This window comes from Glutamicibacter sp. AOP38-B1-38, from assembly GCF_052377485.1.
Classification (GTDB): Bacteria; Actinomycetota; Actinomycetes; order Actinomycetales; family Micrococcaceae; genus Glutamicibacter.
Genome location: NZ_JBQSWU010000015.1, coordinates 33,270 through 44,277 on the forward strand (window position 1 = coordinate 33,270; position 11,008 = coordinate 44,277).

General features: G+C 63.0%; 11 protein-coding genes. 6 read left to right on the top strand and 5 right to left on the bottom strand.

The annotated features are described in order from the left end of the window. The first annotated feature begins 18 nt into the window (after positions 1 to 18). The 4 genes from uvrB to ACT3TP_RS10405 all read left to right on the top strand — a co-directional run bounded on the left by uvrB (position 19) and on the right by ACT3TP_RS10405 (position 5,365). Positions 19 to 2,100, top strand: a complete 2,082-nt coding sequence (gene uvrB, locus ACT3TP_RS10390; protein WP_096285200.1) for an excinuclease ABC subunit UvrB — start codon at positions 19 to 21, stop codon at positions 2,098 to 2,100. A 292-nt stretch (positions 2,101 to 2,392) separates the two neighbouring features. Then, positions 2,393 to 3,451 carry a TerC family protein gene (locus ACT3TP_RS10395; protein ID WP_105568920.1) on the top strand — a complete coding sequence of 353 codons (1,059 nt, stop codon included), beginning with the start codon at positions 2,393 to 2,395 and terminating at the stop codon, positions 3,449 to 3,451. A 133-nt stretch (positions 3,452 to 3,584) separates the two neighbouring features. Beyond that, entirely contained in the window at positions 3,585 to 4,037 is a 453-nt protein-coding gene (locus tag ACT3TP_RS10400; RefSeq protein WP_096285196.1) for a MarR family winged helix-turn-helix transcriptional regulator, read from the top strand. Positions 4,038 to 4,087: 50 nt separating this feature from the next. Beyond that, the gene (locus tag ACT3TP_RS10405; RefSeq protein WP_444620551.1) at positions 4,088 to 5,365 is read left to right on the top strand and encodes an MFS transporter; all 1,278 of its coding nucleotides are present in this window, start codon (positions 4,088 to 4,090) and stop codon (positions 5,363 to 5,365) included. A gap of 74 nt (positions 5,366 to 5,439) precedes the next feature. Here the strand turns inward: ACT3TP_RS10405 and ACT3TP_RS10410 are convergent, their stop codons facing one another. From ACT3TP_RS10410 to ACT3TP_RS10420, 3 genes are all read right to left on the bottom strand, one after another. Continuing rightward, on the bottom strand, positions 5,440 to 6,111 hold the full coding sequence (locus ACT3TP_RS10410) for a hypothetical protein (protein ID WP_444620552.1): 672 nt from the start codon (positions 6,109 to 6,111) through the stop codon (positions 5,440 to 5,442). A 194-nt stretch (positions 6,112 to 6,305) separates the two neighbouring features. Continuing rightward, complete coding sequence (locus ACT3TP_RS10415; protein WP_444620553.1) at positions 6,306 to 7,592, bottom strand: alpha/beta fold hydrolase; 1,287 nt, start codon at positions 7,590 to 7,592, stop codon at positions 6,306 to 6,308. Next, positions 7,589 to 8,065: a GNAT family N-acetyltransferase gene (locus tag ACT3TP_RS10420; RefSeq protein ID WP_096285188.1), complete on the bottom strand. Its 477-nt coding sequence runs from the start codon at positions 8,063 to 8,065 to the stop codon at positions 7,589 to 7,591. The genes ACT3TP_RS10415 and ACT3TP_RS10420 overlap by 4 nt, the downstream gene beginning before the upstream one ends. A gap of 62 nt (positions 8,066 to 8,127) precedes the next feature. Between ACT3TP_RS10420 and ACT3TP_RS10425 the strand changes: the two genes are divergently transcribed. After that, positions 8,128 to 8,880 (top strand): metal-dependent hydrolase, encoded by a 753-nt coding sequence (locus ACT3TP_RS10425; RefSeq protein WP_096285186.1) that lies wholly within the window; start codon positions 8,128 to 8,130, stop codon positions 8,878 to 8,880. Here the strand turns inward: ACT3TP_RS10425 and ACT3TP_RS10430 are convergent. After that, complete coding sequence (locus ACT3TP_RS10430) at positions 8,877 to 9,449, bottom strand: dihydrofolate reductase family protein (protein ID WP_096285184.1); 573 nt, start codon at positions 9,447 to 9,449, stop codon at positions 8,877 to 8,879. The two genes, ACT3TP_RS10425 and ACT3TP_RS10430, sit on opposite strands and share 4 nt — an antisense overlap. A gap of 150 nt (positions 9,450 to 9,599) precedes the next feature. Here ACT3TP_RS10430 and ACT3TP_RS10435 point away from each other — a divergent pair, with 150 nt between their 5' ends. Next, positions 9,600 to 10,604, top strand: a complete 1,005-nt coding sequence (locus ACT3TP_RS10435; RefSeq protein ID WP_444620554.1) for an NAD-dependent epimerase/dehydratase family protein — start codon at positions 9,600 to 9,602, stop codon at positions 10,602 to 10,604. Between the two features lie 59 nt (positions 10,605 to 10,663). Here ACT3TP_RS10435 and ACT3TP_RS10440 read toward each other — a convergent pair whose 3' ends face one another. Further along, a complete protein-coding gene (locus ACT3TP_RS10440; RefSeq protein ID WP_096285180.1) occupies positions 10,664 to 10,867 on the bottom strand; it encodes a hypothetical protein in 204 nt (67 codons plus the stop codon). Between the last annotated feature and the right edge of the window lie 141 nt (positions 10,868 to 11,008).

Sequence of the window (11,008 nt, forward strand, 5' to 3'; positions counted from 1 at the left end):
CCTCGTTATGCTGGAGGCATGAGCCTTGCACAGCCGATCAAGCGCGTCGTCGCCCCCTTCGAAGTCGTCAGCGAATACACCCCCGCCGGTGATCAGCCCACCGCCATCGCGGAGCTGACCCAAAGGCTCAACGGCGGCGAGAAGGACATTGTGCTGCTCGGCGCCACCGGTACCGGCAAGTCGGCGACCACCGCCTGGCTGGTCGAACAGGTGCAGCGCCCCACCCTGGTGCTGGTGCAGAACAAGACGCTCGCCGCGCAGCTGGCCAACGAGTTCCGCGAGCTGATGCCGAATAACGCGATCGAGTACTTCGTCTCCTACTACGACTACTACCAGCCCGAAGCCTATGTCGCGCAGACCGATACCTTCATCGAAAAGGACTCCTCGGTCAACGAGGAGGTCGAGCGCTTGCGGCACTCGGCGACCAACTCGCTGCTCACCCGCCGGGACGTGATCGTGGTGGCCACGGTGTCCTGCATCTACGGCCTGGGCACCCCGGAGGAGTACGTGGAGGGCATGGTCACGGTGCGCCGCGGCGAGGAGCTGAACCGCGACGCGATGCTGCGCCAGTTTGTGGCCATGCAGTACACCCGCAATGACATGGACTTCCACCGCGGCACCTTCCGGGTGCGCGGGGATACCGTGGAGATCATCCCGATGTACGAGGAGCAGGCGCTGCGCATCGAGTTCTTCGGCGACGAGGTGGAAGCGATCTACACGCTGCACCCGGTGACCGGGGAGGTCATCCGCGAGGAAACCGAAATGTACATCTTCCCGGCCAGCCACTATGTCGCCGGCGCCGAGCGCATGCACAAGGCGATCAAGACCATCGAGGACGAGCTGGCGGCGCGGCTGAAGGAGCTGGAGTCGCAGAATAAGCTCGTCGAGGCCCAGCGGCTGCGCATGCGCACCACCTATGACCTGGAAATGATGGAGCAGATGGGCTTCTGCAACGGCATCGAGAACTATTCGCGGCATATCGACGGCCGCGAGTCGGGCAGCGCCCCGCACTGCCTGATCGACTATTTCCCCGATGACTTCCTGCTGGTGATCGACGAGTCGCATGTGACGGTGCCGCAGATCGGCGCCATGTACGAGGGGGATATGTCGCGCAAGCGCAACCTGGTGGAACACGGCTTCCGGCTTCCCTCGGCCATGGACAACCGCCCGCTGAAGTGGGATGAATTCCTCGAGCGCGTCGGGCAGACCGTGTATCTTTCGGCGACCCCGGGCAAGTACGAGCTGGGCAAGGCCGATGGCTTCGTGGAGCAGATCATCCGTCCCACCGGGCTGATCGACCCGGAGATCATCGTCAAGCCCACCAAGGGGCAGATCGATGACCTGCTCGACGAGATCCGCGTGCGCGTGGCCCGCAATGAGCGCGTGCTGGTGACCACGCTGACCAAGCGGATGGCCGAGGACCTGACCGACTACCTCACCGAGCACCAGATCCGCGTTCAGTACCTGCACTCGGATGTGGATACGATCCGCCGCGTGGAGCTGCTGCGCGAATTGCGCATGGGCTCCTTCGACGTGCTGGTGGGCATCAACCTGCTGCGCGAGGGCCTGGACCTTCCCGAGGTGTCGCTGGTGACGATCCTGGATGCGGACAAGCAGGGCTTTTTGCGTTCGGCGACCAGCCTGATCCAGACGATCGGCCGTGCCGCGCGCAACGTGTCCGGCCAGGTGATCATGTACGCGGACAAGGTCACCGATGCGATGGAAAAGGCCATCGAAGAAACCAACCGGCGCCGGGAGATCCAGCGGGCGCACAACGAGAAGCACGGGATCGACCCGACCCCGTTGCGCAAGAAGATCGCCGATATCACCGATCAGCTGGCCCGCGAGGATGCCGACACCCAGGAGCTGCTGAGCAACAACCGGTTGGCCAAGGACGCCAAGCGCAAGGCCGCGCCGATCCGCAAGGATGGTCTGGCCGCCGCGCCGGCGGAAGACCTGCTCGGGCAGATCGAGCAGATGACCGAGCAGATGCATGCGGCGGCCGCCGAGCTGCAGTTCGAGCTGGCCGCGCGCATTCGCGACGAGGTGGGGGAGCTGAAGAAGGAACTACGCCAGATGAAGGACGCCGGGCACGCTTAACACAATGTTAATCAGCGCCGTCCGTGTACCCTCTGACTAGCGTGGATGCAGGCGCTGGAGGTGCAGGAAGGGTGGTGGCGCGGCAGTGGGGTGCCCCGCCCGGGGCGCGCGCTAGACCGCCTGTAGGCTACAATTGAATCTCGTACGTAGGGGAGTATCCCAAATGCTGTGAACGTCAACACGCGGACCATCGAAGTTTCGCCGGGCGCAGCAGCCGAACACGAATTGATTTGTGACGGCGGAGAGACTTGCGAATCTTTGTCCTACCCTTACGACGAAAGGCTGCTCTTCTGTGGGCACTACAGGGTTAACTATCCAATTTGAAATCATTGCCTTGGTGGCGCTGTGCGTCATCCTGCTGCTTGATTTGTTGTACGTCGTGCGTCGACCGCACGAACCATCGATGAAGGAAGCCGGGCTTTTTGTCGGTTTCTACATCACCTTGGCGCTGATCTTCGGCGGCATTGTCTGGTGGCAGGCTGGCTCCCAGATCGGCCAGGAGTTCTACGCCGGCTGGATTACCGAGTACTCGTTGTCCATCGACAACCTGTTCGTCTTCATCATCATCATGACCCGCTTCGCGGTGCCGCGTAAGTACCAGCAAGAGGTGCTGATGTTCGGCATCATCATCGCACTGGTGCTGCGTGCGATCTTCATTCTCGCCGGCGCGGCCATGATCGAGCACTTCTCCTGGGTCTTCTACATCTTCGGCGCCTTCCTGCTCTGGACCGCTTGGCACCAGCTCAAGGACGACGATGAGGATGAGGGCAGCGAAAACGGCCTGGTCAAGAAGCTGACCAGCAAGATGCCATTCGCCAAGGAGTACGACGGCAACAAGCTGCGCACCGTGGTAAACGGCAAGAAGTTGTTCACTCCAATGGTCATGGTCTTCATTACCATCGGCATGACCGACCTGCTGTTCGCGGTCGACTCCATTCCGGCGATCTTCGGGCTGACCGATTCGGCATTCATCGTCTTCACCGCGAACATCTTCGCGCTGATGGGCCTGCGCCAGCTGTACTTCCTGCTTGGCGGCTTGATGAACCGCTTGGTCTTCCTGAAGCACGCACTGAGCTTCATCCTGGCCTTCATCGGCGTCAAGCTCGTATTCCACGCCTTGCATGAGAACGAGCTGCCGTTCATCAACGGCGGCCAGCACATCGACCTGCCATGGCTCGACATCAGCACCTCGCTGTCGCTGATCGTCATCCTGGCGACCATCGTTATTGCCACGGTGCTCTCGCTCTGGACCCCATTGGGCCGCAACGCGGCCGCCAAGGCCGAGGCTGCGGAGGCCGAAAAGGCTGCTTCCAATGCTTCGATCGAACGCGATCAGGACTCGGGCAAGTAGTCCGAACCCGAATCGGGAAATCACCCGCCGTATTCCATCCTCACCGATGGAATACGGCGGGTTTTCTGTTCTCTGGGTAACATAAAGCCGCAATTTACATAGGTGGCCTATGTAAATCTGCTAGGTTGTACTTATGACAAGCGAAGAAGATCCCCTGGCCGGCCTCGCGGGAGGCCTGACGCTCTTTTCCGGGGCGATGTCCCGGCTGCTCGGCCAGGCCGCTGGCGACGGGCGGTCGGTCACCGCATGGCGGGTGCTCTCGGTGCTCCACCGGCAGGGACCGCAGCGCGTGGGGGATCTGGCCGTGCAGCAGCGCATCGCCCAACCGAGCATGACCGGGTTGGTGATGCGCCTGGAAAAGGACGGACTGGTGCAGCGTGCCGCCGATCCGCAAGACGGCCGCGCCTCGCTTGTCTCGGTGACCGAGCTCGGGGTAGAAGAGCTCACGGCGTATAGGCAACGGGCGATCAACGCGTTGACCGGCAGCATCGAAGCGATGACCGAGCCGGAGCGGGAGACGCTCAACCGGGCGCTGCCGCTGCTCGAGCGCATGGTGCTGGAACTGGCCGAAAACCTGGATCGCTAGCCCCGCGCCGCACCTGCCAAAACAACTAATAATTCGCAGAAGCTGGCTTTATGACGAAAAATACTCAACCGCGCAATCCGCTGTTGCACCAACCAAAATCCGTGTGGGCCATCGCCTTCGCCTGCATGGTCTCGTTCATGGGAATCGGGCTGGTCGATCCGATCCTTCCGGCGATCAGCCGAGACCTGGACGCCACGGCCTCGCAAACCATGCTGCTGTTCACCAGCTACCTGTTCATCACCGGGTTGGCGATGTTCTTCACCAGCTGGGTCTCCACGCTGATCGGCGTGAAGCAGACCCTGCTCGGCGGACTGGTGCTGATCGTGCTCTTCGCCGCGCTGGCCGGGGCCAGCGGCTCGATCAACCAGATCCTCGCCTACCGCGCCGGTTGGGGACTGGGCAATGCGCTATTCATCTCCACGGCCCTGGCCGCCATCGTCGGCGCCGCCAGCGGTGGCAGCCGGCAGGCGATCGTGCTTTACGAGGCGGCGCTGGGCGTGGGCATGGCGGTGGGGCCGCTGCTGGGCGGGGTGCTCGGCAGCCTGTCCTGGCGCGGACCGTTCTTCGGCACCGCCTCGCTGATGGCGATCGGACTCATCGCGATCCTCGCATTCCTCAGCTTGCCGGACAAGCCCGCGGGCCAGCTGAAGATCTCCCCGTGGGCAAGCTTTGCGGCCCTGCGGAATCCCGCCCTGCGCACCATGGCGCTCACCGCGGTGCTGTACAACTTCGGGTTCTTCGTGCTGCTGGCCTATTCGCCCTACCCGCTGGAGGCCGCCGCCAAGACGCAGGGAATCGAATTTGGCGCCGCGGAACTTGGTTGGGTGTTCTTCGGCTGGGGACTGTCGCTGGCGATCACCTCGGTGCTCGTCGCCCCGTTGCTGACCCGGCGTTTCGGCCTGCGCCCCATCATGTTTGCCGCGCTGAGCCTGCTGGGACTGCTGCTCGCCTCGATGGCGGTGTTGCACACGCAGCTGAGCGCGCTCATCGCGCTGATCGTCGTCGCCGGCCTGGTGCTGGGCATCCTCAACACCGCGCTGACCGAGGCGGTGATGGAAGCCACCGAGCTGCCGCGCAACGTGGCAAGCTCCACCTACTCGGGAGTGCGTTTCCTGGGAGGAGCGATCGCCCCTGCGGTGGCCGGACCGATCGCCGCGGCCATGGGGGCCGGCGCGCCCTACTGGTTCGGCGCCGCCGCCGTGTTCGCCTCGATCCTGGTGCTGGGACTGCTCGGTGGGCACCTGTCCCACCTCGGCGCCGGGGCGCACACGGGGCCCGAGGAAATAGCTGCCGCCGATACGGTGGCTCCCACCGGTTCGACCCGCTAGCCGGGCTTAAAACGATGCTGGGGCCTGACTTACCACTTAAGGTAACTCAGGCCCCAGCCGTGTTTAACTGATACTTAGTTCGTCGGAGTGAGGATGATGCGCAGTGGCGCGAGCAGCGCCTCTTCCTCGGCCGGCAGCCCGAAGGTCTCCGCCAACATCACGATGAATGCTCCGCCCATGGTGGGGTGCAGCATGTGGTGGTTGGTGTAGATCAACGGGATTTCGTCTTCGTCCTCTTCGGGGTCCACTTCGTAGGCCTCGGTATCGATGGGACGTGCCAGAACCAAATGGTCGCCGTTCTCAACGAACAGCAGCTCGTAGCGGTAGCCATCCTCGTAGAGCAGCACACTGTTCGGCTTGTCCGAGGGGCCGAAGTACTCGGGGTGCTCGGCCACGAAAGGCAGTTCGGAAACTTCCTGCCAATTCTGCGTCAGGTTCACGAAGTCGGTGAGCCGTTCGGCGAAGTCCTCGGCGGTGAGCGGGAACTCCGGGTCGAAGGTATAAACCGGCTCGAAATCCGCGTCCGAATCATCCAGTGCGGAGGTCGTGGCGAAAATTGCTTCACCATGCAGAACCAGAGCGAAGTCAATTTCGGACTCGACGAACTTGTAGACCAACGCGTCCTCTTCGGCGCGATCGATCGTCATGTTGTATGGCAGGTGTGCGGCTGCGATGATGCCGTCAAATTCTTCGACCTTCGAGACCAGATCGTCTGGAACATCGACACCATTAGTATTGTTTCCCATAGTGTTCCTTTCGACCTATATATCGGGCTAGCTGCCCTTGAGCGAAAACCTAGCACGCGCGGCGTGCGCGAACAGCATCCGCCACACCAGTTGCACCAAGGCCCGCCAAAGCGAAGGCGCCAAGCAACTTCGAGGTTGGTTGGCGCCTTTGCTTGTGTGCCAGTCTAGCCACCGCGGAGCACCGGCGATAGTGCTCAGTCGCCGGCCGCTGCGGCTTCCGGGTCTTCCCCGTTAGTCATCGCCAGCAGCCGGCGGAAGATGGCCGGACCGTCATCGCCGATTCCGTCGTGGTGGAAATCCTCGGTGACCCAGGGTTGCAGGCCCTTGACTTGGGAAGCGGTGCGCAAGGACAGTTCGCGGTCGACATAGACGTCATCGTGGTAGACGGCGGCCGCGACCGGGACGGTGTTGCGCGCGAGCACGTCGAGGTCGTAGAGCGGGCCGAAATGTTCGTGCTCGGCTAAAATCCGCGCCACCTCTTCGAGCGGGCGCAGCGCGGGATCTTCGGTGAAATGCCAGCGGTAGACCATCTCACCGGTGAGCAGCGGGGTGTCCGCCTGCTCGGCGAAGTCCGGATACTCCTCCAGTACCTGCTCCGCGGCCCACTGGGTCGCCGAACCTTGGGCGTAGATGGTTTCGTGCATCAGCGCGTAGAGCGGATTGGCGGCGAAGGAGGCCTGGGCGTACAGGGCGGACAGGAAGGCATCCGAGAGCCGGGGGCCTCCCGGAGTCGGTGCGAAGGCCTCCTCGAAGACGTGGTGCAGCAGGTGCACGCGGGTGTTGCCGCCTAGGAACATGCCGAGCATCTGCACCAGCTGCACCGTGACCTTGCGCCCGTCGGGCAGCAGTTCGTCGTCATTGTGCCGCAGGTGCTCGTAGATCCTGTGCAGGGTCTCGAAATCTTGCGGGTACCAGGAGAAGTATTCGCGGTTGCGTTCGGCCATGCGCTGGTAGGTGGCCCGGTACACGGTCTGCGCATCGGCATCCAGGGAGGCGAGCCCGCCGGTGACCAGGCTGCGTTCGAGGGATTCGGGGAACATCGACAGGTAGGTCAGCGTGCAGAACCCGCCGTAGCTCTGCCCGAAGGTGCTCCACTTCTCGATGCCCAGCTGCTCACGCAGCGCCTCGGCGTCGCGCACGATCGAGTCGGCGCGGAAATGCGTGAGGTAGCGCGCTTGGGCGGCCGCGTCGCCCCGCAAACCCAGCGTCTGGTGGTTCGCCGGGGTGGACAGGCCGGTGCCGCGCTGATCGAGCAGCAACACGCGGAAGTGCTTGACCGCTTCGGCCAGCCAGCCGGACAGGGAGCCGGGGCGCGGGGCTTTCCCGCCCGGGCCGCCCTGCAGGAACAGCAACCATGGCTTGCCCGCATCGGTGCTGATTTCACGGGCGAAGACGGTGATCTTCTCCCCGCCTGCGGTCCCATGCTCCAGCGGGACTTCGATGCGGTGCTCGGTGACGTCCATGCCTCGGTAGTGAATCATCGGGCCATCTCCTCTAGTGCGGGGCCGTCTAGGCGGCGGGTGCTCCAACCGTCCATGGTGGACGAAAGAATCGAATCGTAGAAGGCGATCGCCGGGGCGTTCCAGTCAAGTACCGCCCACTCCAGCCGGCGGTAGCCGCGCGCCACGCAGATCTGCGCCAAGGTTTTGAGCAGCGCGGTGCCGGTGCCCTTGCCGCGCTCGCTTTCCTGCACGTACAGATCCTCCAGGTGGATGCCGTGGCGTCCTTCCCAGGTGGAGTAGGTCGGGAACCACATCGCGATTCCGACAAGCTGCCCGGACTCGTCCTCGGCGACGTGGGTGAAGACCTTTGGATCCGCGCCGAAGAGGTGTTCTTCCAAGTCCGCGACGGTGTTCTTCACGGCATCCGGTTCTTTTTCATACACCGCCAGCTCGTGGATCAAGTCGAGGATTCGCGGGCAGTCCGCGAGGCGCGCTTCTCTGATTCGTGACATGTGCTTAAGCTTACCGCCGTCGTGCGGCTATAACGTCGGTGACCAGTCCTAAGGTGGAATCCATGATGGGTGGACACCACGCCATGAGCGGCGCAGCCGCATGGCTAGCAATAACAACTCCGGTGACCGTAGGATCCGTGAACCTGGGATTCGGCACATTGCACATGGAGCGGTGGGAAACCCTCGCGGGGGCGATCGTCTGCGCCGGGGCGGCCCTGCTGCCCGACGCCGACCATCACAACGCCACGATCGCCCGTTCCCTGCCGCCGATCTCCAATATCCTCACGCGGATCATCGGGAAGGTCGCCGGCGGACACCGCAACGGGACGCACTCGATCCTGGGCATCTTGTTCTTCATTTTTGTGGCCTGGCTGGCCGACTCGTGGTCGATGGACGTCGCCCAGCTCGGGGTGGTGTATCCCGGCGCAGCGCTCTTTGCGATCCTGCTGATTTCCTTCGCCGTGAAAAGCGTGAAATTCATGCCTCCCTTGCTTTGCTGGGTGATTGCCCTGGCCGCCGGGGCGTTCGTCGGCATGAATGCTCCGCTCGAACGGGCCTGGTTCCCGCTGGCGGTCACCGCCGGGGTGATCGTGCACATTCTGGGGGATATGCTCACCATCGGCGGGTGCAATCTGTTGTGGCCGATCAAGATCGGTGCCCCGCGTTGGTTCCGCAGAATACCGGTCATCGGGGACTGCTGGAAAGCCAACGGGCGGGTCGCCTTGCCGATCCTCGCCGAAACCGGTTCGAAAGCCGAATGGATCCTTGCCAGCCTGATGACTTCCTATGTAGCCGTCGCGGTGATCTTGGCTTAGCGCCTGCGCTCGTACTCGGTGATGCTCACGCCCGAGTCGAAACTCCGGGTGTGCACCGGGCTAAAGGGCAAGGCTGCGTAGCCGGCGGCGCCGAACACCGCAATTCCCGAGCCGAAGACCAGCGGATAGCGCTTGAGGATGAGCGTGTCGATTTCCTCGCTGAGCGCTCCGGCCAATTGCCCGCCGCCGCAGAGGTAGATGTCCAGCCCGGCTTCCTGTTTCAATTCGCGTACCTTGCCCACCGGGTCGCCGGTGAGTTCAATGTGCTCCGGGACCGAGCGCGCGGAACGAGACGCCACAATCTGGTGAAGATGGGTGTAGGGGCTGTCGAGGCCGCCGTAGATTTCGGGATTGTAGGTATTCCAGCCCATCAGCACGGTGTCGAATTTGGTGCCTGGAGCGCTGGTACCAAGGGCGCGGTGAATATGTGCGGGTACCGCGTCGGCGTATTCGCCAAGGATCGTCTGCATGTGGTCTCCCTCGGTGGGAAACGCCGCAAAGTCTCCATCGGGCGCCGCGATAAAACCGTCCAGGCTCACCGCCACATAATAAACAAGCTTTCGACTCATCGCGCACACCCTCCTGCGAACCATTTCTCGGCCCGGTAATTTTCACATGTTAACACGCACGGTATACGGAGGCTAGGGAGCTGGGCCTTGGCGGTGTGCCCAGAGTGAAAGCCCTTGGTTGTGGTCTCTGCCACTGCTGTACTTGGGAGCATGAAACTTCTTGTGCTTGGCGGAACGATGTTCCTATCGCAGTACGTAGCCCAATTCGCGTTGGATGCCGGGCACCAGGTGACTTGCGCGGCCCGCGGGGAAAGCGGGGTGGCTCCGCAGGGCAGCGAGTTCATTTTTTGGGACCGGAACGACCCGGCGCCAGCCGAACTTGCCTCCCGGCAATACGATGCGGTGATCGATGTGTCGCGGATTCCGGCGCACGTGCGCCGGGCCACGCAAGAGCTCCGCGCCGATCATTGGGTCTTCGTGTCCACCATTTCCGCGTATGCCGATCTGTCGCACCCCGGCGGAACACCAGCCGACACCAAGCTGCTCGATCCGCTGGAAAGCGACGGAGGGCAATCAACGGCCGAGTCCTATGGGGCGATGAAGGTTGCCTGCGAGCAACTCATTGGAGAACTTCACGCGCCGGCCGCGATCATCCGGCCGGGACTGCTCATCGGGCCCAAGGATCCCACCGGCAGGTTCAGCTATTGGCCAGAGCATGCGGCGCGCAGCCTAGCGGACGGCTTGGAACTATTGGTGCCGCTTGCCGCCGAAGACCCGGTGCAGGTGCTGGACGCGCGCGATCTGGCCACCTGGCTCATCGAGCTCGCCGAGAATAAATGCACCGGAACCATTGACGCGGTGGGCCCGGCAACCTCGCGCCGCGAATTCATCACGCAGATCTTCGAGGCGCTGGAAGGCGAACCAAGGGTGCACTGGGCCGACGCTGCGTTGCTGCACGGGCAGGGCGTCGTGCCATGGAGCGGGGAACACTCGCTTCCGCTGTGGCTCCCGGATCCGGCGGTGGCCGGCATGCTTGATCGCGATCATCGTCCGGCTCGGCAAGCGGGGCTGCGCACCCGGCCTTTGGCGCGGACGAGTCTTGACACGCTTCAATGGCTCAACGGAACCGACCGCGCACGGACCGGTCTGAGCCGTGAAGAGGAGGCAGGCGTCCTGGAAAATTTGGCTGCCGCCGCGCGCGGAACCAGCCGCTAGGCCAGGCGCCGTAGCGAACCGCGAAATATTTCTTCCCCGGACGGGGGCGGTTCGCCGGTTTAGGGCTGAGGCAACGCTTGCGCCTGGGACCGTGGTTTCCAGCTCTGGTACAGCAGCCACGTACCCGCCGCGGTCAACGCCACCTGCAGCACTGTGGCCAGCAGACCTTCGGCGGTGAACATCACCGCGTGATTGCTAATGAGACTCAGCCATGCGAGGAACATGACGAAACTGCCGATCTTGCGCAGCCTGATTGGATTCATGGGACAAACAATACCGTCGAATCCACGTAAAAGGTTAGCCGTGACGGGTTAATTTTCACCAAACTTTTATCGGCTGCGTTTGCCCTGGGGCAAGAGCCGGCCAGCCTTGTTTAATAACCAGTCGGACTAGGAGATATGAAA

Excerpts from the sequence above, each read along its gene's own strand:
- uvrB (WP_096285200.1), top strand. The coding sequence starts at position 19 with ATGAGCCTTGCACAGCCGATCAAGCGCGTCGTCGCCCCCTTCGAAGTC.
- ACT3TP_RS10400 (WP_096285196.1), top strand. The coding sequence starts at position 3,585 with ATGACAAGCGAAGAAGATCCCCTGGCCGGCCTCGCGGGAGGCCTGACG.
- ACT3TP_RS10405 (WP_444620551.1), top strand. The coding sequence starts at position 4,088 with ATGACGAAAAATACTCAACCGCGCAATCCGCTGTTGCACCAACCAAAA.
- ACT3TP_RS10410 (WP_444620552.1), bottom strand. The coding sequence starts at position 6,111 with ATGGGAAACAATACTAATGGTGTCGATGTTCCAGACGATCTGGTCTCG.
- ACT3TP_RS10415 (WP_444620553.1), bottom strand. The coding sequence starts at position 7,592 with ATGATTCACTACCGAGGCATGGACGTCACCGAGCACCGCATCGAAGTC.
- ACT3TP_RS10420 (WP_096285188.1), bottom strand. The coding sequence starts at position 8,065 with ATGTCACGAATCAGAGAAGCGCGCCTCGCGGACTGCCCGCGAATCCTC.
- ACT3TP_RS10425 (WP_096285186.1), top strand. The coding sequence starts at position 8,128 with ATGATGGGTGGACACCACGCCATGAGCGGCGCAGCCGCATGGCTAGCA.
- ACT3TP_RS10430 (WP_096285184.1), bottom strand. The coding sequence starts at position 9,449 with ATGAGTCGAAAGCTTGTTTATTATGTGGCGGTGAGCCTGGACGGTTTT.
- ACT3TP_RS10435 (WP_444620554.1), top strand. The coding sequence starts at position 9,600 with ATGAAACTTCTTGTGCTTGGCGGAACGATGTTCCTATCGCAGTACGTA.
- ACT3TP_RS10440 (WP_096285180.1), bottom strand. The coding sequence starts at position 10,867 with ATGAATCCAATCAGGCTGCGCAAGATCGGCAGTTTCGTCATGTTCCTC.